Raw genomic sequence first — 22,878 nt, 5'->3', positions numbered from 1 at the left:
GAAGAATTATCCGGCGTCGGCACGGAGGTTCCTCCGACAGCCAACACACGGTTTAACACAATCATGACAGAACTAGTCAAGACCGGTGTCGAAGGGCTCGATTCCATCCTGAACGGCGGTATCGTCAAGAACGCCGCGGTGCTCATAAGCGGCAATCCCGGGACGGGCAAGAGTATCCTCGGACTCCAGTATCTCTACAACGGCGTCGATCAGTTCGACGAGGGCGGTCTGTATCTCACCTTCGAAGAGACGGAAGACGACATCCGCGAGGCGGCCGAGTCAATCGGTTTCGACCGCTGGCACGAGTACGTCGAGTCCGGCGAGATCCAGGTCTACGACAAGCGGACGCTCCTCCGCGACGGCGACTTCTCGACGACGCTCGACCGCATCCTCGGCGACCTCCAGGACACCAACTACGACCGGCTCGTCCTCGACTCGCTGACGATGTTCCAGCTGTTTTTCGACGACGAGAAGGAACAGCGCCAGTACCTCCTGAAGTTCATCGACATCCTGAAGGACAGCGGTCTCACCTCGCTTCTGACCACCGAGCAGTCAGCCATCTTCCCCGAGACCGACATCGGCCTCGAAAACTTCCTGACCGACGGGAACATCTACCTCATCCAGAGTCCCGCGGGCGCGACGAGCAACCGCTACGTCTGGGTGGCGAAGATGCGCAAGCAGAGCATCAAGAACTCGATGTTCCCGCTGGAAATCGCACAGGGCGGTATCAAGATATACGAGCAGGCGGCCGGATTCTCGATGGTCGGCGAATCGCCGCCGTGGTTCGGCGAAGAGACCGAGTAACGGGTCGGACTCGACGGCTGGCGACCCCAGTCTCGGCGACGCTGTTCCTGTTTTGACCTCTGGCCGTTCAAACTCTCTCGCACACGAGAACGCGCCGCACTCGTCGACGTCGTTCGTGCCCGTCTCATCGACTACCGCCACCTTCCAGTTCGTCTCTTCTCACCGCCGCGACCCGGCCGCGGCGGTTACCCGTCGAATGGACGCGGCGTCCGCCGGCGTCACCCCGACCGAGTTGTGCCGTGGACCGTGTACTTCGGACAAACGACAGCGCCGCCGCTCGGGAGTCGGCGTCGCTAAAATAGAAGGAAAGCTAGGGCCGGATTACAGTTCGACGGGTTCGCTCTGCGTCTTGCCGGCGAGTTGCTGGGGCATCGTCAGGATGACCTGCGTCGTCCCGCCCGTGCGGGAGGTGATTTCGAGGCTGACCTGCTCGCCCGTCGAGAGGCCGCCGACGAGGTCGTCGTCGTTATTGTTACTGTCTTCGATTGCGGCCGTGTCGATGGTGACCTCGTAGCGGTCGTTCATGCTGTTGAGGACGCCGAACGAACCGTCGTCGTCGGTGACTTTGTTCAGACCGAATTCGTCGCTGTCTGCGACGCCGGCCGCGGAGTCGTTCGTCGCGGAGTTGTCCCCGGTCGTCACCGTCTGGTTGCTCAGGGTGACGACGCTGTCGCCGCTGAGGTACTTGATGGAGGTCTCGTTCATGTCCACCGCGTCGGAACCGGCGGCGAGGCGAACGGTGAGCGTGATGTTGTCGATGTCCTCTTCGCCGCCGACCGTGCCGTGCGTGTTGAGGACTTCGACGCGGTTGGTGACCTTGTTCACGGACTGCTGTCCGGCGTCCTCGGCGGTGGCTTGCAGGAAGCCAGCCGTGTTCACGAGGACGCCCGCCGCGATTGCGGCGACCAGAACCATCGCGATGAAGACGATGAGCGTGCCGATACCGACCTGACCGCGGTCGTCGTCAGTAATGTTATCGAACATGTGAATCTCCTATAGTGCGATGGGGTCGTTGTTGTCCTTGCCGGCGAGCTGCTGGGGCATCGTCAGGATGACCTGCGTCGTGCCACCGTTGCGGCTGGTGATGTCGAGCTTGACGGTCTGACCCGTGGCCGTTCCGGTCGCAGTGGACCCTTCGACCGTGGAGGTGTTGATGATGATCTCCGCGCGGTCGGACTGCTCGTTGAGAACTTCGAAGGAGCCGTCGGCGTCTTCGAGAACGCCCGCGGTGAAGTTCTCCCCGGTCGTCAGATTGGTGGCGTCCCCTTGGTCGTTGGCGTCGTTGGTGTCGTTGTAGGTGAGGGTCCGCGCGGTCGTCTCACTCAGGTACTTCACCGTCGTGTCTTCGAGAGAGACACTCCCAGAGCCGGCCGCGAGCCGGACCGTCAGGAAGATCTGGTCGACGGTTCGTTCCTCGCCGGTCTTGTTGACCAGCCCGTGGGCGTTGACGACGTCGACGCGGTTGGTGACCTTGTTCACAGATTGCTGTCCGGCGTCCTCGGCGGTGGCTTGCAGGAAGCCAGCCGTGTTCACGAGGACGCCCGCCGCGATTGCGGCGACCAGAACCATCGCGATGAAGACGATGAGGGTCCCGATACCGACCTGACCCCGGTCTTCGTTGATATTTTCGAACATGAATTTCGTGGGTTTGGTCCCACACTCGGTGGGGAGCGGGGAACCGTCACTCGTCAACTTGGAGAGGGCCTACATAACGCTACGGCCTTCAATATCAAGACTGATATCTGATGGCCGGTACGTCGATACGCAATATTCTTCGCACGCTCACGCGAGTCGCTAGTCGGTACTCGTCTCAGAAAACGTAAGCAAAGAGTCCGGAGCCGGAGCAGGTTCAGTCCTGCGTAATCTTCCGCCACACGTCGTCGAGTTTGTTCTTCACCTCCGGGCGTTCGGTCACGCTGACGGTGTAGTCGTCGCCCTCGAATCGAACGACGATCTCGTCGACTTCGCGGCGGTAGACGTTCGTCCGTCGGTGCTCGTCGGAGAGAACCCGGTCATGCAGTTCGAGGAGGCCCGCCGCCGTCAGTTCCTCGATCCGGCGATAACAGGTCGCGATGGGGATGTCCAACATCTCGCTGAACTCCTGTGCCGAGTGGGGTTCGTCCGCGGCACGGAGGATATCCGGGTTGTATTCGTTTCCCAGTGCGGAGAGGGTCCTGTCAGACTCCATAGATGGAAATTTATCAGGACGCGCTGCTTGTCAATGTGTTGGTTGTCTATCTGCCACGTTCTCAGTCGTAGTAGTGAGTCCGTCGCGCGCGCCGACGATGGGATTATATGCAACGGCACCGAGCATCCGCCGATGGACGACGAGGACGAACGTCCTCCCACTCACCCAGAGGAACAGGGGGTCGTCGGGACGGACGAACTCGATATCAGTCGCGACGAGCACGTCGCGGCGCTCGACACGGGTCGGTACGTCATCTCGACGGGGGAAAACAGGCCGCCAGCGCCGGTCGACGACGCGACCGGTAACGAGAGTGACCCCTCCGAATCGGACGGGACCGCAGACCCCGATTCGGAGACGACTGGCGAGGGCGACGGGGGCGACGAGGGAGACGGGAACACCGGCGCACCCGAACTCGTCCTCCCGAAAGACCCGAAAAAGCGGGCCGTGCTCGCCCGCCGCCTGCTCGCAGAGCGGGTCGGGGCGGTCCGCGCGGACCACGCGCTCGTCACTACCGCGCTCGTCGACGGCGAGGTCGCCCGACACGAGACCGTCTCCGACGACGTGACCGAAGTCGTCAACTCGTTTCTCACGTGGTACGCCGAGGCCGTCGGGAGCGCCGACACGCCGCCCGACGAGGTGCTCGGCATCCTGCTTTTAGCCTCGGAGGTGCGGGTCACCTACCCCGGCCGGGCCGTCGAGGCGCTCGCGGCCGCGAACGGACTCGACCGCGACGACAGTATCGGCGACCTCCTCGACGCCGTCGAAGAAACCGGCGCTTCGTTCCCGCCACGTCGGCGCTGACGGTAACACGTTCCAGTTCTGGCAACGACGTCCGAGAATCTGCGGTCGACACGGCGTGAGGCGGGCGACTGGCGCGTTAGATTCCGTATCAGCCTTGATAATGGGGAGGAAGGGTTTATGGTGTGATTTTCGGAAATCTGGAGGTATGGCAAGCAAGGTACTGGTCGTGGACGACTCCGCGTTCATGCGGAATCTCCTCAAACAGCTCCTAGAGGGTGAACACGAAGTCGTCGGCGAGGCCGAAAACGGGGTCGAAGCGGTGGAACTCTACCGTGAACTCGAACCCGATGTCGTCACGATGGACGTCGTGATGCCGATTCGAAACGGCATCGAAGCGACGTCCGAAATCAAGTCGCTCGACGCCGGCGCATCGGTCATCATGTGCACGTCGGTCGGACAGGAAGAAAAGATGCGCGAAGCGGTCGAGGCGGGGGCCGACGGCTACATCACGAAACCGTTCCAGAAGCCGAACGTGCTCCAAGCCATCGCCGACGTGATTCAGGCAGAGGCATGAATCTCGACGTCCGGTCGCTTCGCACGTTCAGTCGGCTCGCCCACTCGGGCGCGGAGAAAGCCGCGGGCTCTCTGACCACGCTCGCGGGCATCGACACGTACGTCAACGTCACCAAGGTCGAACTCGGGACGAAGTCGGACGTCGAAAGCGAGTTCGCCGAACGCGACCTCGTGAGCGTCCACATCGGCTTTTCGGGGGGCTTGGACGGCCACACCGTGTTGGCGTTCTCGCCCGAGTCCGCAGAGCGGTTGGTCGACGCGTTGATGCCGGGCATCGACGCCACCGACGCCGACGGCGAACTCGCCGAGAGCAGCCTCAAGGAAGTCGCGAACATCATGCTCGGCGGCTTCATCGACGGCTGGGCCGATTACCTCGACACCACCGTCGACATCACGACGCCGACCTACGTCGACGACGAGAACGACGGTCCGCTCGACCACGTCGACGCCGAGGGGTTCGAAAACGGCGGCGACGACGAGCACGTCCTCGTCTTCCGCAACCAGTTGGAGGCCGCGGACAACGCCATCGAGTTCGACCTGTACATGGTGCCGACCGCGGCGTCCATCGGGACCATCGTCGAGGCGAGCGGCGACGACGGCGCGCTCCCGGTCGAGTCGTTCGCCGCCTTCTCCGAGATGATAAACGACGGCGCGAATCAGGCCTCGGAGGACATCACGGCGATGACGGGTATCGACACGACCGTCGAGGTGAGCCGGCTGAGCTTCGTCCCCATCGAGGGGGTGCCGATGTCGTTGACCGACGCGGTCCGACGCGGCGTCGTCTTGGAGTTCAGCGGAACGCCGAGCGGCTACATCGCCATCCTGTTCGACGAGCCGTCGGCCGAGAACATCGCCAGCAGCCTCCTGCCGGGCATGGAGGGAGACGAGGCGATGCGTCAGAGCGCGATTCAGGAGATCGGGAACATCACCACCTCCGGCTTCCTCGACGGCTGGGCCAACGCGCTCGAAACGACAATCGACATCTCGCCGCCGAAGCACGTCCACGACATCGGGTCGGCCATCATCGACCCGCTCGCGACAGACCTCGCGCAGTCCCAAGAGTACGCGTTCCTCATCGACTCGACCATCCGAACGGACGACGACGAGTTCACCTGCGACATCTACGCGCTCCCCGACGAGACGGAGCTGCGAAAGGCGCTCAGGAAGCTCTCACCCGCCGCGTGAACCCTCCGTAGAGGTATCCCAATGCAAGTATACACCACGGACACACCCGCGGCTCGCTCCGGTCGAATCAAGGTCGGAATCGCCGACTTTGCCGTCTCCAGCGACGAGAGCACGCTGACGACGAGCGGCCTCGGCTCCTGTATCGGTGTCGCGCTGTACGACCCCGAGACGGGTATCTCCGGTCTCGCACACGCCATGCTCCCGGAAGCGGACGACGGCAGCGAGCCGGCGAAGTTCGTCGACACCGGCGTCGAACTCCTGCTCGCCGAGATGCAGGCAGTCGGCGCGGACACCGGCCGAATCGTCGCCAAAATCGCCGGGGGAAGCACCATGTTCGACTTCACTTCGGCCGACGGCGACGGCAGTATCGGCGACCGAAACGTCGCCGCGACGCGGACGACGCTCGACGGGTTCGGCATCGACGTCGTCGCCGAGGACGTCGGCGGCTCCCACGGCCGCTCGTTGGAGCTCGACAGCGAGACCGGCGATCTCCGCGTGCGGAGCGCGAAAAGCGGCACCCACGTCCTCTGAGTGGGTCTCTCTCCTCTCGACGCGGTTGTGTCGAAACCGTATCCCGCAGGTCGCGTCAAAACCGTGCCCCGAATCCACGTGGGCGACCGGTGACACCGAGGTCGGGCGAGGACGACGGATTTCGAACTCCGAGACAGTTTGGTATCACCGTTGATAATGGCTCGAATAGATTTATGTCGCCTCCTTCGAATGCTTTCACCGAAACGGTACGACAACGCGTGTGACACACCGGACAGCGCCCCGCGCTCTCCGCCGCCCTGAGTCGGGGGACTCGGGGGTCGTGCCGTCTTGAACGAGGTGACCCTATGTACTTGGACCCGGACGAATACGACCCAGACGAACTCCGACGTATCGCGCGCGACGCTCCACGGCCCAGACGGAACGGCGACGGCCGATTCGACGACGGCAGATTCGACGATAGCCGGTACGACGACGGCCGGTTCGACGACCGGGGACCGTTCCGGTTCGACAACCCGCTTTTCGACCGGAGCCGACAGGAAGCGTCCGAGGCGCTTCGGTCGAGCCAGCTCGAACACCTGCTCGTCCACCAGTCCCGCGGCGAGGAAGACGGCGTCGAAAAGCCGTATCTCCGCTCGCTGCCTGACAAGTACGGCGCGGAGCGCGTCGTCTTCGACTGGCTGGAGTTCCTCGTCCTCAAAGGCGGGTTCAAGCGGGCGATGGACGCCCTCCGGTACTACCAGACGGTCGACTGGCTCACGCCGGGCGTCGAGGAGACGCTCCGCGACTACCTCCTCGGCTTCTCCGCCGACGTCGACGAACCGGCCGACCTCGACGTCGACGACCACCTGTTGAGCCTGGTCTACGTCGCCCGTCTCTCCTCGATGGTGTGACGCCGACCGCCGGGTCTCGAAAACGGTCTCTCCTTGCGACAACCGAGTGTATCCCATGACTGCGCGAATCACCCCGCCGAGTCCGAATCGAGTTGATACCGTATGACGAACGACGCGGCCGCGGCCAACGGCGCTGACGCGGCGCGCGAGTCCGGCGAGGGCGGCGTGCCGACGGCCATCGGCGTCAAGTTCGGGAGCGCCCGGACGGCGCTCGTCTTCGACGACGGCGACGCGGAGTCGGCGGTTTGCCTCCCTTCGTGTCTGGCCGACGACGACGAAAGCGACGGCGCGCTCACCGACGACGAGCGCGTCCGCTGCGACGAGGCGGTCCGACGGGCTCCCGAACGAGGCGAGTTCATGCTCCGCTCGGGCGTGCCCGCGACCGCCCGCGACGCCGAGTTGTTCGAGCGGTTCGTCCGCGAACTCTGCGAGCGACACGACCTCCCCGCGGAGAGCGCCGTCGTGTACGCGATGCCGACCGTCGACGACAGGGTCGGCCTCGCGAACTTCGGGACCGCGGTCGGCGAATGCGGTCTCGGTGAGGCGCTCGCTCGCGGGGTCCCCGAATCGCTGTGCGCGTCGATTCCGCCGCTCGGCGACGGCATCGAGGCGGTCGACGAGGTCTTCGTCGCCGTCGACCTCGGTGCGACGAGCCTCGAAGCGTGCGCCTACCGACACGGAACGCGATTGCTCCCGTTCGTCTCCGCGGACGCGTCCGGCGACCGCGTGGACCAACGCATCGCGGAGGCTATCGAAGCCGAGACCGATGGCCGGGTGACCGTCGACCCCGCGACCGCCCGCGAGTACAAGGAGACCCACGCCGACTTCGGCGGGTTCGAACCCTTCACCGACGCGGTCGAACACGGGAGCGAGGGCGCACACGAGTTCACCGTCGAACGCGGTGTGATGGAACCGCTCGACGACTACCTCGACGACGCGGTCGCCGAGCTCGGCGACTTCTTCTCGCGGTTGGCGAACGCGCACATGAAGACCTATCAGCTCGCTCGCGCCCGCCCGCTCGTCGTCTCCGGCGGGATGGCGTGCATCCCCGGACTGGTCGAGGAACTCGAATCGCGTCTCGCCGCGGAACTCGACCGCCCCGTCGACGTGGTCGCTCCCGACGACCCGGCGACCGCCGCGGCCGAGGGCGCACACAGGCTCGCGGTTCGGCTCCGGGACCGGGACGCGGCCTGAACGCCCGGTGCTCTGGTCGGCTCGTTTTCTCGTTTGCCCGCGTTCGCACGCCGGCTCCGTCGTCACTGAGTGACTGCGCTCGCCGCTCAGTCCGTCTCTGACTCGCTCGTCACCGTGCCACCGTCACTGACGGAGACCGCTCGGTCGGCGCTCCGGAGGCCGACGATTGCGACGGCCCCTCGCGGCTCGTTTTCGGCGAACCGGAGCCGACCGTTCGAGCGGTCGATTATCCACTGGACCAACCAGAGGCCGAGCCCGCTTATGTGCTGGAGCGGCGTCTCGGTTCCCGATTCGAGGACGGACAGTTCGGCGTCGGGGACGCCCGGTCCGTTGTCGGCGATTCGAATCTCGACGTAGTCGGTCGAGGGCTGACTCCGCTCGACGGTGACCGAGACCTCCGGGACGACGCGGTCGTTGTGTTCGAGCGCGTTGTCGATGAGGTGCTTGAGCGCCGACTCGATGAGGTCGTCCGCGGAGACCCACATCTCCTCGGGCAGGTTCCGATGGACGATGGCCTCGGGGTAGTCGGACTCGACGTCGTCCAACTGCGTCTCGATGCGCTCGACCACCTCGACGGGTTCGAGGCCGGACGACTCGCGGGTGAGCGTCGTGTCGATGTGCCGGGTCTGCTCGCCGAGTTCGACCAGCGACGACGCCTTCCGCTTTATCGTCCGGGCGTGGTCTTTCGACTCGGCGGGGATGCGTTCGTCGAGGAGGAGGTCGGCGTGGCCGAGGATGACGTTCATGTCGTTTCTGAGGTCGTGTCGGAGGACCCGGTTCAACACCCGGAGGCGCTGTTCGTAGCGGTGCCGACTCGTCACGTCCCGCGAGTTCAACACGACGCCGCCGACGGCGGGGTCGTCGAGGAGGTCCACGCCCACCGTCTCGAACCGCCGCCACGAGCCGTTCTTGTGGCGGACTCTGAACTCCGCGCGCACGGGCGAATCGCCGGTGACGACCGCGTCGAGGGTGTCGGCGACCCGGTCTCTGTCTTTGGGGTGGACGAGGTCGAGCACCGACTCGCCGACGAGCGCCTCGGTCCGATAGCCGAGCACCTCCGTCACCGAAGGGCTCGTGTAGGTCCGTTCGCCGGCCTCGTCGAGGACGGTGATGACGTCCCGCGAGTTCTCGATGAGCGCGCGGAACTCCTCTTCGGTGCGGCGGCGCTCCGTCACGTCGTAGAAGAGGAGCAAGCGGGCCCGGTCGTTCGTCTGGCCGCCGAGGGACTCGGCGCGGACCTCGAAATACCGACAGGCGTCGCCGTCTTCGACGACCGCCTCGGCTCTGTCGCCGCCCTCCAACACCGCCCGAACCTCGGTCGGGACGCGGACGCTTTCGAGGACGGACTCGCCGATGCAGTCGGCGACCGGCCGCGCAAGCAGTTCCGAGGCGGCACCGTTCGATTCGACGATTCGGTCCTGTTCGTCGAGGACGACGACGGCGTCGCGCATCTCCGAGAGAATCGCGTCGCGGGCGATGGGCGTGATGTCGAACAGCTGGTGTCTGAAGAGCGCCCAGAGCACGACGACCGAGCTGACACCGATAGAGACGGGGACCGGATTGATGCGGAACGGGAAGAAGAACTCGCCGCCGAGCGCGGCGATCGGGACCACCCCGGCGACGAAGAGAAACCCGGCCTGTCGACGGTGGATGTTCGTGCTCTTGAGGTACGTCCGTGCGATGACGCTCACCCCGGTGACGGCGACGCCGAATCCGTACACGGCGTGTGCGGCGAGAACGAGGTCCGGACCGAACGGAACGAGGAAGTCCGCGCCGGAGACGGTGAATCGGTCCGGTCGCGCGGCCCGCCAGAGGACGAGCGGCGACCCGAGCAGTCCGTGCGAGGCGTTCGTCAACTTGAGGGAGATAGCGACGGCGGGTTCGACGGCCAGAAAGCCGAGCATCCGCGAGGAGAGCAGTTGGTCCTCGCCGGCATAGACGAGCGTGAAGACGAGCCATATCGTGGGGAGGACGGCCGCGCCGGCCCACGCCAACTGCGCGTAGAACAGTTCGCTGGCCGGCGTCTTCGCGAGGAAGACGAAGCCGTACGCGGTCGCCCAGATGCTCCCGGAGAGCGTCAAGAGCGCAAAGGGGAGACGGACGCGTCGCGAGTAGAGTCGGAACCGACCGAGAACGACGAGCGTCACGGCCCCTGCGAGGATGCCCGCGGCGAACAGCGCGTACGCGTGTGGGTACTCGACGCTGGTCATGAGTAGGTCGTGGCTCGCATCTGTGACTCTCTTGGAACTGTTCTTTCCGATGAGTGTCACATCGGATCGATATCAAACGTGTAGCCGGTTCGGAACTTAAGCGGTTCGCCCTGTCTATCAACGCTGATACCGGACTGATTCCAGTCGGAGCGGCCGTATACGGCCCGGCAGCGTACTGGCGATCCACCTCCCGCTCGCCCCCATCATCCGGTTATCAGTCATCCAGTTCGGACGACTCGGTCGGCCCGCCGACCCACGGAACTGTCACGCGTCGGACGTTCGCCCGAACGCTTAATTCGGATGGACGCACACGCAGGGATAGATGCCGCGCGAGTCACGTCACCCCGCCGACGCCGACGACCCGACCGGGTCGAGGCCCCGTCGCGGGGCCGGCGACCGAACGTTCGACTGGGCGGACCCGCCGACGAACCGGACGTGGCGCGACGTGGCCCACGAACGCCTCCTCGCAACGACCGCGGCGGTCACCTCGGACGGCGAGCCGTTTCTCGACGACGTTCCGCGGACCCCGCGGGCCGAGCGCGCGCTCCTCGACTGGTGTGTCCACCTGGTCGAGCGACTCGGCGGACGCGGCGCGCTGGAGATGGCGTCGTACTACCGCGACATCGGCTGGATCGGCGACGGGGCCCACGACGCGATTCGGGAGCGCGTCGTCTCGTTTACCGTTCCCGCGGACTTCGAAGACGCGCCGACCGAAGAAGACCACGTCCGCAGTTTCTCGTACGTCGCCCGGCTGTCGGCGATGGCCGAGTCGGAGTGAGCCACCGCCGGATTCGTCGGCTCCTCAGAGGCCGAGTTCGCGGCCGATGATGAGGTGTTGAATCTCGCTCGTCCCCTCGCCGATCTCCATGAGTTTCGCGTCGCGGTAGAACCGCTGGGGCGCGAAGTCGGTCGTGTAACCGTAACCGCCGAGCACCTGCACCGCGTCTTCCGCGACCTCGCGGGCGGCCTCGGAGGCGTCGAGTTTCGCCAGCGCAGACTCCCGGCTCACCCGCTCGCCGGCGTCGTACCGCGTCGCGGCCTTGTGCGTGAGCAGTCGCGCCCGCTCGGTCTTGCGGTGCATCGAGACGAGCTTGTCGCGGATGGCGTCGAACTTCGCAATCGGCCGGTCGAACTGTTCGCGCTCTTGAGCGTACGATTTGGCGTGGCCGTACGCGCCCTCGGCGAGCCCGACCGAGAGCGCCGCGATGGAGATGCGGCCGCCGTCGAGGGTCTTCATCGTCTGCGTCCATCCCTCGCCTTCCTCGCCGAGCAGACGGTCTTCCGGCACCCAACAGTCGTCGAAGGAGAGCTCGCAGGTCGGCGAGGAGTTGAGTCCCATCTTGTCCCACTCGGTCGTCACCTCGAAGCCGTCGTCGTTCTCGGGGTCGACGATGAACGTCGAGATGCCGTCGTAGCCCGCGCCGGGGTCCGTCACGGCCTTCACGAGAATCGACCCGGCGACGCTCGCGTTCGTGATGAACTGCTTCGTGCCGTCGATGACGTAGCCGTCGCCGTCCCGCTCTGCGACGGTGTCCATGTCGCTGGCGTCGCTCCCGGACCCGGGTTCGGTGAGCGCCCAGCCGCCGAGGTGCTCGCCGGTCGAAAGCGGCGTGAGCCAGCGTTCCTTCTGCTCGTCGGTGCCGAACAGCTCGATGGGCTTCGACCCGAGGCTGACGTGGGCGGCGTACGACAGGCCGATGCCGCCCGAGACGCGGCCGAGTTCCTCGACGACGAGGGCGTACATCAACTGGTCGCCGCCGAGGCCGCCGTACGCCTCGTCGATGGGGACGCCCATCACGTCCAACTCGGCCAACTGGTCGAATATCTCCGCGGGAAACCGGTGTTCGTCCTCGATGTCCTGCGCGATGGGGGCGATTTCTTCCTCGCAGAACTCGCGGACGGTGTCCCGAATCATCCGGTGTTCGGCCGGGATGTCGAAGTCCATGCGGCAAACTATCGCCGTGCCGGACATAAACTAATCGAACGACCATGAAGGATAGCGGTCGGACCGGACGACTCCGGCGAGGTCGGTCCCGTCCGCCGCTCCCACCGCGTGGGAATGGGCGTCCGGGTCTTTCTGCCCCACGGTCCGAGGTTTTCGTATGTACTCGCACGTCCTCTTTCCGACCGACGGAAGCGACTGCGCGGACGCCGCCTTGGACCACGCGCTCGAACACGCCCGAACCTACGACGCGACGCTCGTCGCGCTCTACGTCGCGGACGTGCGCGAGGTCGGCTACGCCGCGCCCGCGCTCTCGGTCGAACGGGTCCGCGAGGCGCTCCTCGAAAGCGGCGAACAGGTGTTGGACCGCGTCGCCGAGCGGGCCCGCGAGGCCGGCGTCGAGGTCGAAACCGTCGTCACCGAGGGGACGCCCGCGAGCGAGATTATCCGCCACGCCGACGAGCGGGACGCCGACCTCGTCGTGATGGGCACCCACGGCCGGAGCGGTATCGACCGCTACCTCATCGGGAGCGTCGCCGAGCGCGTCGTCCGCGGCTCCGACGCGCCCGTGTTGACCGTCCGACAGGAGTCGGCGTAGGCCCACGAGGTTAAGCCGCCCCTCGTCTTACGGGGGTGCATGGACCTCCGTCGGCTCGTCCGCGGCCGCCTCGGGTGGCCGCGTCTGGAGACGGTCGCCCGCGAACTCGCCCGGCGATACGACCGCGACAGCCTCCACATCCGATTTCTTGAGGCGGACAACTGGCTTTCGACCCCGATGGTCGTCGACGACGAGTGGTTCGTGAAAGTCATCTCCAAACAGAACTCGCTCGTCCACGCCGTCTTCACCACCGGGCGGAACCTCGGCGCGTTCTCCAGCGGGACCGAGGGATTCTTCGGCCACTTCGGGACGCCGCTGGAGATGGCCGAACACGAACTCGAAGCCACGAAGCGACTCCGCGACATCGGCCTGCAGGCGCCCGCGCCGGTCGAGGCGTTCGAGGTGGACGGCCTCGGCGTGCTCGTCCTCGAATACCTGCCGAACTTCCACACCCTCGACACCGCCCCGCGGGAGGAGGTCGAACGGCTCGCGCCAGAGCTGTTCGCGGCGCTCGCGGAGATGCACGACAACCACCTCGCCCACGGCGACCTCAGAGCCGAGAACGTCCTCGTCCGCGAGGACGGTATCTACTTCATCGACGCGACGAACGTCAACGACGAGGGGATGCGCGACGCCCGCGCGTACGACCTCGCGTGCGGGCTGGCCGCGCTCGAACCGCTCGTCGGCCCCAAGCGGGCCGTCGCCGCGGCGCTCGACTCCTACGAGGTCGACGCGCTGTTGGACGCCGTCGACTTCCTCGACTTCGTCAACATCCGACCCGACCACGACTTCGACGCCGCGGCGCTCAAGGGCGAAATCGAGAAACACGCGGCGTAGTCGTCGGGCCCCGCGAAAACAGAACGAAAAACGCCGGGACGCGGGGCGCGAACCGCGCTACTCGCCCTCGACGCCCTCGTAGTCCGCGCCGCCCATGTAGAGCCGCGAGACTTCGGGGTCGTCGAGGAGGCCGTCGGCGTCGCCCTCGTAGGCGACGGTCCCCTGGTCGAGGACGTAGCCGCGGTCGGAGATACCGAGCCCCTCGCGGGCGTTCTGCTCGACCATCAGGACCGCCGTCCCGAGTTCGTTCACCTTCTTCACGTCCTCGAACACCGACTGGACGATGTTGGGCGCGAGGCCCGCCGACGGTTCGTCGATGAGAAGCACTTCGGGCTCCATCACGAGCGCGCGGGCGAACGCGAGCACCTGCCGCTGGCCGCCCGAGAGCGTCCGCGCCTTCGCCGAGCGCTTCTCGTCGAGAATCGTGAACTGGTCGTACAGCTCGTCGATGCGGGCCTGCAGGCCCTCCGAGCGGGCGACGCCGCCCATCCTGAGGTTCTCGTCGATGGTGAGAGAGGAAAAGACGTTGTCCACCTGCGGGACGTAGCCCATCCCGACGCGGACGAGGTCCTCCGGCTCCTCGCCGGTGATGTCCCGTCCGCCGAGTTCGACCGTGCCGGTCCACGGCTTGAGGAGGCCGAACACCGTCTTGAGGACGGTCGACTTCCCCGCGCCGTTCGGCCCGATGATGCAGACGATTTCGTCCGATTCGAGGTGGAGCGTCAGGTCGCGGAGCACCTGCACCTCGCCGTAGCCGCTGTCGACGTCGGCGACGTCGAGTGCGCGGTCGGTCACGGCCCCGCCCCCCCGAGGTACGCCTCGATGACGCGGTCGTCGGAGCGGACTTCGTCCGGCGGGCCCTCCATGAGCACCTTCCCTTGGTCGAGAACGATGATGGGGTCTGCGAGGTCCATGATAAAGGGCATGTCGTGTTCGATGATGAGGAAGGTCTGTCCCTCCTCGTTGAGTTCGCGGATGAACCGCTTGATGTCGTTCGCGAGCGTCGGGTTGACGCCGGCGACCGGCTCGTCCAAAAGCAGGATGTCGGGGTCCGTCGTGAACGCCCGCGCGAGCTCGACGAGCTTCATCTGCCCGCCGGAGAGGTCGGTCGACGGCTGGTCGATGAGATGCCCGATTTCGAACCGTTCGAGCAGCTCTCGCGTCTGTTCGATGTTCGCCCGCTCCTCTTCGGTCACGTCGGAGCCGGAGAGGAAAAGCGAGAAGACGGACTCGCCTTTCTGCGGGCCGGGGCCGACGAGCATCGCCTCGCGGACGGACATCCCCTCCAGCCGCCGGGGCGTCTGGAAGGTCCGAACGAGCCCCTTTCGGGCGCGCTCGTGCGGTTCGAGGCTGGTCACGTCCTCGCCGTTGACGGTGACGTGACCGGCGTCGTTGTCGTAGAAGCCGGAGATGAGGTTGAACAGCGTGGACTTGCCCGCGCCGTTCGGTCCGATCATCCCGGTGATGGTCCCGCGTTCGACCTCGATGGAGACGCCGTCGGTGGCGACGAGGCCGCCGAACGCCTTCTCCAGGTCGGTCGTCTGCAGGACCACGTCGTCTTTCCCGAGGTGCGCGCCCTCGTACGCGTCGTCGTTCATCGGTCGTCACCCCCGTTCGAGGCGGTCCCGCCGTCGGAGGCGGCACCCGACGGTGACGCGCCGCCGGCACCGCTTCCGTCACGCGCCGCCGGCCAGATGAGTTCGTCCTTCGGGGGAAGGAGTCCGTCCTGTCGGAAGCGCATGATGAGGATGATGAGCCCGCCGACGAACAGCAGTCGAAGCGGGGCCAAATCGACGCCGAGCGTCTGGATGAAGCCGATGTCGTTGAGGAAGCGGGTCCCCTCGCGGATGGCGATGACGACGGCCGCGCCGACGACAGCCCCGCGGTTCGACCCGGTCCCGCCGAGGATGACGGCGATCCAGATGTAGAACGTCGTCAGGGGGACGAGGTCGGAGGGGTCGATGTAGAGGTTCAGGTGCGCGTAGAACGCCCCGGCGACGGCCATGATGACCGAGCCGATGACGAACGCCTGCATCTTGAACCGGTAGGTGTCCTTGCCGAGCGCCTTCGCGAGGTCCTCGTCGGACCGGATGGTCCGGAGGACGCGCCCCCACGGCGACCGGTGGACGCGCCGGAGGAACAGGTAGACGACCGCGATGAGGAAGACCACGATTGCGGCCGTCGTCGCGGCGTCGGTCAGCGGCAGCCACGACATGAGGTTCGGGATGCCGCTGATACCGCTCGACCCGGCGGTCCACCGGCGCTCGTTGAGGATGATGGCGCGGATGACCTCGGCCAGCCCGAGACTGGCGATGGCGAGGTAGTCCTCGCGCAGGCGGAGCGTCGGGATGCCGATGAGCACCGCGATGAACGCGCTCACGACGATTGCCGCGAGGAACCCGAACACCGGGTGGAGCCCGAGTCCGAGCGGGGAGTTCGGCGCGGTCAACAGCGCGGCGCAGTAGGCTCCGATTCCCCAGAACGCCGCGACGGAGAAGTTGATGAGCCCGGCGTAGCCCCACTGGACGTTGAGTCCGAGCGACAGCAGGGCGTACATCCCGACGAGCGCGATTTGGAACAGGAGGAACCGCGGGCCGATGACGCCGACGAAGACGCCGACGACGAGCAACACGGTGACGAGTCCGAGCGTGGCGAAGATGCGCCGCTCGGTCGCGTCGCGGACGAGCGTCTCGCTCACCCACGAGGAGACGGCGCTCATCCGCTATCACCCGCGATTCCGCTCGGGCGAACGAGCAGGATGGCGACCATGATGACGAACGCGACGGCCGCGGCGTACTGCGAGCCGACCGGGCTGATCCCCCACTGGTAGAACAGCGGAACGAGCTCGTGGACCATCCCGATGACGAGGCCGCCGAGCATCGCGCCGTAGACGGAGCCGATGCCGCCGAGGATGACCGCGGCGAAGACGATGAGCAGGATGTCGAAGCCCATGCGCGGGCGGACGAGTTCCTCCAGTCCGAGGAAGACGCCGCCGGCCGCGGCGAGCGCGCCGCCGATGAGCCACATTGCGAAGATTACCTCGGTGGTTCGAATCCCGCTGACCCGCGCGAGGTCCGCGTTGTCCGCGGTCGCGCGCATCTTCCGGCCGAGGGTCGTCCGCGTCAGCGTCAGGTGCAGCGCCGTCACGAGGACGACGGTGAGCGCCACGACGACGAGATTGCGCGGCGTGACCGCGATGCCGAGCGACTCGCGGACCCACGGAATCGGCCCCTGTCTCGGGACGCCGTAGCGCTCGGGCTCGGTTCCGAACGACAGGAAGACGAGCGCCCGATAGACGAGCGCGACGCCGATACTGGAGATGAGAAGCCCGATAGAGCCGCTTCCCTTCACCGGGCGATAGACGACGCGGTCGGTGACGACGGAGATGACCGCTGCCGCCCCCATGCCGAACGCGAGGGCGAGGAAGAACCAAAGCGGCAGGCCGAACACGCCCGCGTCGCCCAGCATCGGTCGGAGGAAGCCGACCGAGAACAGCGCAGAGAACGCCCCGACGGTCATGAGGTCGCCGTGGGCGAAGTTGGCGAAGTCCGCGATGCTGTAGACGAGCGACAGCCCGATGGCCGCGAGGACGATAATGCTCGAAAACACCACGCCGTTGGCGACGTACTGGAAGGGGCTGACTTGGAGCGGTATCACGGCTCCGGAACCCTCCCGTTGGTCGTTCGCCGTCCGTTCCGTGCGTGCATAGTTAGCTCGTGATGTAGTCGCCGAAGACGTACTCGTGGTCCTCGACGCTGTAAATCTGGTAGTAGCCCGGCGGGTCGCCGTTCTCGTCGAGGTCGACCGGGCCGCTGACGCCCTGATAGTTGATGTCGCTCGGCGAGCCGCCGTCGCGCAGGACGGCCGCGGCCTCCTCGAAGTTGAAGACCTCCTCGCCCTCGGGGCGGGTCACGTCGCGGACGACGGCCGACAGCGCCTCGCCGGAGAACTCGTCGGCCGCCTCGATGGCGAGCGCCGCCACCGTGACGGCGTCGTAGGCGTACGCCGACCAGACCGTCGGCGTCGCGTCGTAGTTCTCCTCGAACGCGGCGACGAAGTTCTGGTAGTTCTCTTGGTCCTGCGGGGCGCTCTCGGTGATGCCCTTCATGCCGTCCATGCTGCCCGCGGGCGTGTTCTCGATGATGGAGTCGGCGACGGTGGACTCCGCGCCGTAGTAGTCCACCGCGGTGTTGTAGCCCTGGTCGAACCCCTCGTTGACCATGACGGTGTACTCGTTCGCATAGGTGAGGAAAATCCACGCCGAGGCGTCCGTCGACGCCATCTCGGTGAGGATGCCGCTGTACGACGACTGGCCCTGGTCGTGGGGTTCGTTGTAGGCGACCGTGCCGCCGAGTTCGGACTCGAACGTCTCGGCGAACACGTCTGACAGTCCCGTCCCGTAGTCGTTGTTGATCCACGTGACGGCGACGGTGTCGTGACCGTCGTCGCTGACGAGGCCGGCGAGCGCCTGCCCCTTCGCCGCCCCCGAGGGGCTCATGCGGAGCAGTTCCGGGCGCGTCGTGAGTTCGGGGCTCGTGCTGTTCTGGCTGATTTGAACGACGCCCGCCTCCTGCGTGACGCTGTCGTGGATGGCGATGGAGACGCCGGAGCCGACGGAGCCGATGAGGAGCGGCACGCCGTCTTGGTTGACGAGTTTCTGTGCGCCGTTGACGCCACCCTGGTTCGTACTCTCGTCGTCCTCGACGGAGATGTTCAGCGACGCCCCCTCGGAGCCGATCCCGACCTCGTTGACGGCGGCCAGCGCGAGTTCGCGGCGCGGGTGTTGCGCTCGCCGTACGGCGCGAGCGACCCGGTGAGCGAGTCGACCATCCCGATGGTGTACGACTCGCCGCCACCGCCGCTTTCCTCGGTAGTCGTGGTCGTCTCCTCGCCACCGCCGCCGCCACCGCCGCTTTCCTCGGTAGTCGTGGTCGTCGTGCCGTCTTCTTCGCTTTCGAGACAGCCGGCGGTCGCTCCGACGAGCGCGAGTCCCGATAGTTTCAGTAGCGTTCTGCGGCCCATGTCGTGGGATGACATAACATGCAAACCACTCCAATTATCGTAAATATACCTGTAACCGCCCATGGTCGGGGGTCGGAAATTCGTCGGACGAAACGAGGCTCCCCGGATTATTTCACAGACATCTTCACGAATGATTTGGTAGGGTCGCTCTTTAGGGTACGTGTCTCACAATAGCCGGGCGTGATACCCCCCATCGCGAACAACTTCGTGGCGGGTGAGACGGCCGACGGGGCGGTCTCGCACGTCGAGTCGCTGAACCGAGACGGCATCGCGGGGATACTGAACCTGCTCGGCGAGCACTACTCCGACCGGGCGAACGCCGACGCCGACGCCGACGCGTACGTCGACCTCGTCCGCCAACTCGGCGCGACGGACCTCGACGGCTGCGTCTCGGTGAAGCCCTCGCAGATCGGCCTCGACGTCGGCGACCGCGCGTTCCGGGAGAACCTCGACCGCATCGTCGACGCCGCGGACGCCGAGGGCGTGTTCGTCTGGGTCGACATGGAGGACCACGAGACGACCGACGTGACCCTCGACGCCGTCGACGACCTCGGCCATCGGACGGGCGGGAACGTCGGCGTCTGCGTGCAGGCGAACCTCAAACGGACGCCCGACGACCTCGAACGCCTCGCCGACGTGCCGGGGAAAGTCCGCCTCGTCAAGGGCGCGTACAACGAGCCCGCGTCCATCGCGTACAAGGAGAAGTCGAAGGTCGACGAGGTGTACAGGGACCTCCTCGAACAGATGTTCACCGAGTTCGACGACGGCGTCGCGGTCGGCAGTCACGACCCGCACATGATCGCGCACGCCCGCCACCTCCACGAGCGGTACGGGACGCCCTACGAGGTGCAGATGCTCATGGGCGTGCGCGAGGACGGCCAGCGCGACCTCGCGGCCGCCGGCATCGAGACGTGGCAGTACGTCCCCTACGGGGACAAGTGGTTCTCCTACTTCTACCGGCGGGTCCGCGAGCGGAAGTCGAACGCGCTGTTCGCGCTCCGCGCCGTCGCCGGCGTCTGAGCCGGGACCGGTCCCTCGATTCGGCCCGCGCTACTGCGGGTCGAGCAGTTTCGATTCCGCCTTGCGCAGGTGTTCGAGGAGCGTCGTCTTCGAGATGTCCATCTCGGCGGCGAGTTCGCGGGTCGACACCTCGCGGGGCCAGCGGTAGTACCCTTCTTCGCGCGCGAGCTCGAACGCCTGCCGCTGGCTCCGGGTGAGCGTGTCGAGTCGCCGACTGCGCTCCGGTTCCGCCCCCTCGGACGTGGAGATGGAGGCGACGCGAATCTCCGCGCCGGTCTCGTCCATGACGGTCTGGATGCGCGGCTGTATCTCCTCGCGCGCGCCGGCGAACCAGACCTCCCACCGCTCGCGGCCGTTTTCTATCTGCGTGGGTGCGCTGTGGACGAACCCGTGTTTGAGCAGTTCCGGGCACATCATGTCGCTCGGGTCGTACTCAAGGAAGAATTCGCGGGCGACCGGGCCGGGGGCGACGTGCTTCCCGCGGGAGTCGAACCGCTCCTGGAGTTCCAACACCTCGCCCGTGAGGTCCGAGTCGGCGATGACGTCGAGGAGCGTCTCGACCTCGTCGAGCGACTCGCCGTAGGCGGTGAAAAGCCCGTTCGACCGCTCGACGCCCGCGGTGGGGGCGTCGTAGATGGCGTGCGCGAGGATGCCGCCGTCGTACTCGCTCGTCGATTCGATCGCCCAACAGTTCGGATGCCACAGGTCGAGCGTGAGGCGCGTGCCTTCACCTGCCGTGCGCTCGCTCATACAGCGGGTAGCACGGCGTTACGTAAGATGTTATCTGTGGTCGCGCGGGGCGACGCCACCGTCGACTCGCCGAGCGACCCCTTCCATGGGAGGGTCCGGGGTTATTAATCCTAGTTGTGACTCTAGAATCATATGGCGCAGGACGAATATCGGCACTATATCGACGGCGAGTGGACGGACGGAACCGGCGACGAGACGTTCGAGAGCACGAACCCCGCGACGGGCGAGTCGCTGGGGACGTTCCGACGCGGCACGCCCGAGGACATCGACGCGGCGGCCGCCGCGGCCGACGCGGCCTACGAGGAGTGGCGCGAACTCTCGCACATCGACCGCGCGGAGTACCTCTGGGACATCTACCACGAACTGCGCGACCGCACGGAGGAACTCGCGGAGGTCGTGACCAAGGAGTGCGGCAAGGAGATCTCCGAGGGGCGCGCCGACGTCATCGAGGCGTACCACATGGTCGAGTGGGCCGCGGGCGACGCCCGCCACCCCAAAGGCGACGTGATTCCCTCCGAGATTCCCGCGAAAGACGCCTACATGCGCCGTAAACCCCGCGGCGTCGTCGGCTGTATCACTCCGTGGAACTTCCCGGTCGCCATCCCCTTCTGGCACATGGCCGTCGCGCTCGTCGAGGGCAACACCGTCGTCTGGAAGCCCGCCGAACAGACGCCGTGGTGCGGCCAGATCATCGCCGAGATGTTCGAGGACGCCGGCATCCCCGACGGCGTGTTCAACATGGTCCAGGGCTTCGGCGACGCCGGCGCGAGCATCGTCGACGACGAGCGCGTCGACTCCGTGCTGTTCACCGGCTCCGCCGAGGTCGGCCACGAGGTCGCGAGCAAGGTGGCCCAACAGCCCGGCAAGCTCGCCGCGTGCGAGATGGGCGGCAAGAACAACGTCGTCATCACCGAGAAGGCGGACCTCGACATCGCGGTCCACTCCGCGACGATGTCGTCGTTCAAGACCACCGGCCAGCGCTGTGTCTCCTCCGAGCGCATCGTCGTCCACGAGGACGTCTACGACGAGTTCAAGGAGCGCTTCGTCGAGAACGCGAAAAACGTCTCCGTCGGCGACCCGCTCCGCGAGGACACCTTCATGGGGCCGCTCATCGAGGCGGGCCACACGGAGAAGGTCACGAAGTACAACGAACTCGCGAAAAAGGAGGGCGTGAACGTCCTCGTCGACCGCACGGAACTCGACGCCGACGAGATTCCCGAGGGCCACGAGGACGGCCACTGGGTCGGGCCGTTCGTCTACGAGGCCGACCCCCACGACGACCTCCGATGCACCCACGAGGAGGTCTTCGGCCCCCACGTCGCCCTGCTGAAGTACTCCGGCGACATCGAGGACGCCGTCGAGATTCAGAACGACACCGACTACGGGCTGGCCGGCGCGGTCATCTCCGAGGACTACCGCCAGATCAACTACTTCCGCGACCACGCCGAGGTCGGCCTCGCCTACGGCAACCTCCCGTGTATCGGCGCGGAGGTCCACCTCCCGTTCGGCGGCGTGAAGAAGTCCGGCAACGGCTACCCCTCGGCCCGCGAAATCATCGAGGCCGTCACCGAGCGCACCGCGTGGACGCTCAACAACTCCAAGGAGATTCGGATGGCACAGGGACTCTCCGCGGACATCAAGACCAAACGAGACGAGTAAGGTCCGACACCGCGCCGCGGCCCCGCACTCGTCCCGCTTTCTTCTGTCGCTCTTTCAGTGCCCGACGACCGACTCCGCCTCGCCGTGAGCGCCGGCCGCGACGTAGACGCCGGGCATGTCCGTCTCCTCGACGGTCAGCGTCACCGTTTCGTCCTCCTCGGCCGGGCGGTCGGTCACGACGGTCACCGCCTCGATTGGGTCGCGGCGGACGAACGCCCAGACGAGGTCGAGCATCGAGGGGTGGCCGCCCTTCCGGACGACGAGGACGTGCCGCGACTCCGCCAGCGCCCGGAGTTCGGGCGACAGCTCCTCGTCGTCGAGTTCGTCCGGCGGGATGGCGTGCAGCACGTCACCTCGAATCGTCTCGGTCATGGTGGCTCCACGGGCCCCGGGGGAAAGAAGCGTGCGCTCTGAGACGAGTGTGCGTCGCGGCTCGATAGCGGCGCGGCTCGGAGCGAAGCGGTCGTCAAAAGGCGGAGGCGAATTCGCCTCCCGCCGAATCTCGTGTCACCAGTTGGCGAAGTGAGACGAGGGGAGTGCGCTCCCACCGGGCTTGGGAGCGCGAAACGACGTGGCCACGTCGTTTCGGATGCCGCAACGGACCCCGAAACGTTGCGGCGGGTGCGGCGGATGTGGAGTCGCCGACGACTGGCGAGAAAAGCGCCTATTGCGTCGGCGACTTTCGCTTAGGAGCCACGATGTATAAACCCACCGCAACACCCGTTCGCATACCCCGTGAACCCACGGTTCTCGCCCGTCTCGAACTCCGGGCC

23 protein-coding genes and 1 pseudogene are annotated in these 22,878 nt (G+C 66.3%); 12 read left to right on the top strand and 12 right to left on the bottom strand.

Annotated features, from left to right (window positions below):
• Positions 1-63 precede the first annotated feature (63 nt).
• Positions 64-804, top strand: coding sequence for an ATPase domain-containing protein (locus tag FY251_RS03045; RefSeq protein WP_148413387.1), 741 nt, complete (start codon positions 64-66; stop codon positions 802-804).
• 321 nt (positions 805-1,125) lie between these two features.
• Here the strand turns inward: FY251_RS03045 and flgA2 are convergent, their stop codons facing one another.
• The 3 genes from flgA2 to FY251_RS03030 form a co-directional block, all read right to left on the bottom strand.
• On the bottom strand, positions 1,126-1,788 hold the full coding sequence (flgA2, locus tag FY251_RS03040) for a flagellin A2 (RefSeq protein WP_148413386.1): 663 nt from the start codon (positions 1,786-1,788) through the stop codon (positions 1,126-1,128).
• Between the two features lie 9 nt (positions 1,789-1,797).
• Entirely contained in the window at positions 1,798-2,439 is a 642-nt protein-coding gene (gene flgA1, locus FY251_RS03035) for a flagellin A1 (protein WP_148413385.1), read from the bottom strand.
• 214 nt (positions 2,440-2,653) lie between these two features.
• Positions 2,654-2,992 (bottom strand): helix-turn-helix domain-containing protein, encoded by a 339-nt coding sequence (locus tag FY251_RS03030; protein ID WP_004043733.1) that lies wholly within the window; start codon positions 2,990-2,992, stop codon positions 2,654-2,656.
• Positions 2,993-3,124: 132 nt separating this feature from the next.
• Between FY251_RS03030 and FY251_RS03025 the strand changes: the two genes are divergently transcribed.
• The 6 genes from FY251_RS03025 to FY251_RS03000 all read left to right on the top strand — a co-directional run bounded on the left by FY251_RS03025 (position 3,125) and on the right by FY251_RS03000 (position 8,067).
• A complete protein-coding gene (locus FY251_RS03025) occupies positions 3,125-3,793 on the top strand; it encodes a hypothetical protein (RefSeq protein WP_148413384.1) in 669 nt (222 codons plus the stop codon).
• Between the two features lie 145 nt (positions 3,794-3,938).
• Positions 3,939-4,307 carry a chemotaxis protein CheY gene (gene cheY / locus FY251_RS03020; RefSeq protein WP_004043735.1) on the top strand — a complete coding sequence of 123 codons (369 nt, stop codon included), beginning with the start codon at positions 3,939-3,941 and terminating at the stop codon, positions 4,305-4,307.
• Positions 4,304-5,491, top strand: a complete 1,188-nt coding sequence (locus FY251_RS03015) for a chemotaxis protein CheC (protein WP_148413383.1) — start codon at positions 4,304-4,306, stop codon at positions 5,489-5,491. The genes cheY and FY251_RS03015 overlap by 4 nt, the downstream gene beginning before the upstream one ends.
• 21 nt (positions 5,492-5,512) lie before the next feature.
• Positions 5,513-6,022, top strand: coding sequence for a chemotaxis protein CheD (locus FY251_RS03010; protein ID WP_148413382.1), 510 nt, complete (start codon positions 5,513-5,515; stop codon positions 6,020-6,022).
• A 305-nt stretch (positions 6,023-6,327) separates the two neighbouring features.
• Positions 6,328-6,873, top strand: a complete 546-nt coding sequence (locus tag FY251_RS03005; protein ID WP_148413381.1) for a FlaD/FlaE family flagellar protein — start codon at positions 6,328-6,330, stop codon at positions 6,871-6,873.
• A gap of 102 nt (positions 6,874-6,975) precedes the next feature.
• Positions 6,976-8,067, top strand: coding sequence for a hypothetical protein (locus FY251_RS03000; protein WP_148413380.1), 1,092 nt, complete (start codon positions 6,976-6,978; stop codon positions 8,065-8,067).
• A gap of 86 nt (positions 8,068-8,153) precedes the next feature.
• On the opposite strand, the gene FY251_RS02995 is transcribed toward FY251_RS03000, so the two are convergent.
• Positions 8,154-10,277, bottom strand: coding sequence for a histidine kinase N-terminal 7TM domain-containing protein (locus FY251_RS02995; RefSeq protein WP_148413379.1), 2,124 nt, complete (start codon positions 10,275-10,277; stop codon positions 8,154-8,156).
• Between the two features lie 322 nt (positions 10,278-10,599).
• On the opposite strand from FY251_RS02995, the gene FY251_RS02990 reads away from it, so the two are divergent.
• Entirely contained in the window at positions 10,600-11,055 is a 456-nt protein-coding gene (locus tag FY251_RS02990; RefSeq protein WP_148413378.1) for a FlaD/FlaE family flagellar protein, read from the top strand.
• Positions 11,056-11,079: 24 nt separating this feature from the next.
• On the opposite strand, the gene FY251_RS02985 is transcribed toward FY251_RS02990, so the two are convergent.
• Positions 11,080-12,222, bottom strand: a complete 1,143-nt coding sequence (locus FY251_RS02985) for an acyl-CoA dehydrogenase family protein (RefSeq protein WP_148413377.1) — start codon at positions 12,220-12,222, stop codon at positions 11,080-11,082.
• A 157-nt stretch (positions 12,223-12,379) separates the two neighbouring features.
• Here FY251_RS02985 and FY251_RS02980 point away from each other — a divergent pair, with 157 nt between their 5' ends.
• Both FY251_RS02980 and FY251_RS02975 read left to right on the top strand, forming a co-directional pair.
• Entirely contained in the window at positions 12,380-12,817 is a 438-nt protein-coding gene (locus FY251_RS02980; protein WP_148413376.1) for a universal stress protein, read from the top strand.
• 39 nt (positions 12,818-12,856) lie between these two features.
• Entirely contained in the window at positions 12,857-13,654 is a 798-nt protein-coding gene (locus FY251_RS02975) for an RIO1 family regulatory kinase/ATPase (protein ID WP_148413375.1), read from the top strand.
• Positions 13,655-13,711: 57 nt separating this feature from the next.
• Here the strand turns inward: FY251_RS02975 and FY251_RS02970 are convergent, their stop codons facing one another.
• The 5 genes and pseudogenes from FY251_RS02970 to FY251_RS02950 all read right to left on the bottom strand — a co-directional run bounded on the left by FY251_RS02970 (position 13,712) and on the right by FY251_RS02950 (position 18,676).
• Positions 13,712-14,449, bottom strand: coding sequence for an ABC transporter ATP-binding protein (locus FY251_RS02970; RefSeq protein ID WP_148413374.1), 738 nt, complete (start codon positions 14,447-14,449; stop codon positions 13,712-13,714).
• Positions 14,446-15,252: an ABC transporter ATP-binding protein gene (locus tag FY251_RS02965; protein WP_148413373.1), complete on the bottom strand. Its 807-nt coding sequence runs from the start codon at positions 15,250-15,252 to the stop codon at positions 14,446-14,448. The genes FY251_RS02970 and FY251_RS02965 overlap by 4 nt, the downstream gene beginning before the upstream one ends.
• The gene (locus FY251_RS02960; protein WP_148413372.1) at positions 15,249-16,373 is read right to left on the bottom strand and encodes a branched-chain amino acid ABC transporter permease; all 1,125 of its coding nucleotides are present in this window, start codon (positions 16,371-16,373) and stop codon (positions 15,249-15,251) included. Before FY251_RS02960 ends, FY251_RS02965 begins: the two co-directional genes overlap by 4 nt.
• A complete protein-coding gene (locus tag FY251_RS02955) occupies positions 16,370-17,311 on the bottom strand; it encodes a branched-chain amino acid ABC transporter permease (protein WP_148413371.1) in 942 nt (313 codons plus the stop codon). The genes FY251_RS02960 and FY251_RS02955 overlap by 4 nt, the downstream gene beginning before the upstream one ends.
• Before the next feature lie 52 nt (positions 17,312-17,363).
• Positions 17,364-18,676: pseudogene (locus tag FY251_RS02950) on the bottom strand (ABC transporter substrate-binding protein).
• A 180-nt stretch (positions 18,677-18,856) separates the two neighbouring features.
• On the opposite strand from FY251_RS02950, the gene FY251_RS02945 reads away from it, so the two are divergent.
• Positions 18,857-19,696, top strand: a complete 840-nt coding sequence (locus FY251_RS02945) for a proline dehydrogenase family protein (protein ID WP_148413370.1) — start codon at positions 18,857-18,859, stop codon at positions 19,694-19,696.
• 30 nt (positions 19,697-19,726) lie between these two features.
• On the opposite strand, the gene FY251_RS02940 is transcribed toward FY251_RS02945, so the two are convergent.
• Positions 19,727-20,446 carry a helix-turn-helix domain-containing protein gene (locus FY251_RS02940; protein WP_042663488.1) on the bottom strand — a complete coding sequence of 240 codons (720 nt, stop codon included), beginning with the start codon at positions 20,444-20,446 and terminating at the stop codon, positions 19,727-19,729.
• Between the two features lie 132 nt (positions 20,447-20,578).
• Here FY251_RS02940 and FY251_RS02935 point away from each other — a divergent pair, with 132 nt between their 5' ends.
• Positions 20,579-22,105 carry an aldehyde dehydrogenase family protein gene (locus tag FY251_RS02935; protein WP_148413369.1) on the top strand — a complete coding sequence of 509 codons (1,527 nt, stop codon included), beginning with the start codon at positions 20,579-20,581 and terminating at the stop codon, positions 22,103-22,105.
• Positions 22,106-22,159: 54 nt separating this feature from the next.
• On the opposite strand, the gene FY251_RS02930 is transcribed toward FY251_RS02935, so the two are convergent.
• Entirely contained in the window at positions 22,160-22,477 is a 318-nt protein-coding gene (locus tag FY251_RS02930) for a hypothetical protein (RefSeq protein ID WP_148413368.1), read from the bottom strand.
• Positions 22,478-22,878 lie beyond the last annotated feature (401 nt).

This window comes from Haloferax sp. KTX1 (genome assembly GCF_902410085.1).
Lineage (GTDB): Archaea > Halobacteriota > Halobacteria > Halobacteriales > Haloferacaceae > Haloferax > Haloferax massiliensis.
This window is presented reverse-complemented; position numbering and strand designations above follow the sequence as displayed.

Bases quoted from the DNA above. Each gene is read 5' to 3' on its own strand.
- FY251_RS03045 (WP_148413387.1), top strand. From the start codon at position 64: ATGACAGAACTAGTCAAGACCGGTGTCGAAGGGCTCGATTCCATCCTG.
- flgA2 (WP_148413386.1), bottom strand. From the start codon at position 1,788: ATGTTCGATAACATTACTGACGACGACCGCGGTCAGGTCGGTATCGGC.
- flgA1 (WP_148413385.1), bottom strand. From the start codon at position 2,439: ATGTTCGAAAATATCAACGAAGACCGGGGTCAGGTCGGTATCGGGACC.
- FY251_RS03030 (WP_004043733.1), bottom strand. From the start codon at position 2,992: ATGGAGTCTGACAGGACCCTCTCCGCACTGGGAAACGAATACAACCCG.
- FY251_RS03025 (WP_148413384.1), top strand. From the start codon at position 3,125: ATGGACGACGAGGACGAACGTCCTCCCACTCACCCAGAGGAACAGGGG.
- cheY (WP_004043735.1), top strand. From the start codon at position 3,939: ATGGCAAGCAAGGTACTGGTCGTGGACGACTCCGCGTTCATGCGGAAT.
- FY251_RS03015 (WP_148413383.1), top strand. From the start codon at position 4,304: ATGAATCTCGACGTCCGGTCGCTTCGCACGTTCAGTCGGCTCGCCCAC.
- FY251_RS03010 (WP_148413382.1), top strand. From the start codon at position 5,513: ATGCAAGTATACACCACGGACACACCCGCGGCTCGCTCCGGTCGAATC.
- FY251_RS03005 (WP_148413381.1), top strand. From the start codon at position 6,328: ATGTACTTGGACCCGGACGAATACGACCCAGACGAACTCCGACGTATC.
- FY251_RS03000 (WP_148413380.1), top strand. From the start codon at position 6,976: ATGACGAACGACGCGGCCGCGGCCAACGGCGCTGACGCGGCGCGCGAG.
- FY251_RS02995 (WP_148413379.1), bottom strand. From the start codon at position 10,277: ATGACCAGCGTCGAGTACCCACACGCGTACGCGCTGTTCGCCGCGGGC.
- FY251_RS02990 (WP_148413378.1), top strand. From the start codon at position 10,600: ATGCCGCGCGAGTCACGTCACCCCGCCGACGCCGACGACCCGACCGGG.
- FY251_RS02985 (WP_148413377.1), bottom strand. From the start codon at position 12,222: ATGGACTTCGACATCCCGGCCGAACACCGGATGATTCGGGACACCGTC.
- FY251_RS02980 (WP_148413376.1), top strand. From the start codon at position 12,380: ATGTACTCGCACGTCCTCTTTCCGACCGACGGAAGCGACTGCGCGGAC.
- FY251_RS02975 (WP_148413375.1), top strand. From the start codon at position 12,857: ATGGACCTCCGTCGGCTCGTCCGCGGCCGCCTCGGGTGGCCGCGTCTG.
- FY251_RS02965 (WP_148413373.1), bottom strand. From the start codon at position 15,252: ATGAACGACGACGCGTACGAGGGCGCGCACCTCGGGAAAGACGACGTG.
- FY251_RS02960 (WP_148413372.1), bottom strand. From the start codon at position 16,373: ATGAGCGCCGTCTCCTCGTGGGTGAGCGAGACGCTCGTCCGCGACGCG.
- FY251_RS02940 (WP_042663488.1), bottom strand. From the start codon at position 20,446: ATGAGCGAGCGCACGGCAGGTGAAGGCACGCGCCTCACGCTCGACCTG.
- FY251_RS02935 (WP_148413369.1), top strand. From the start codon at position 20,579: ATGGCGCAGGACGAATATCGGCACTATATCGACGGCGAGTGGACGGAC.
- FY251_RS02930 (WP_148413368.1), bottom strand. From the start codon at position 22,477: ATGACCGAGACGATTCGAGGTGACGTGCTGCACGCCATCCCGCCGGAC.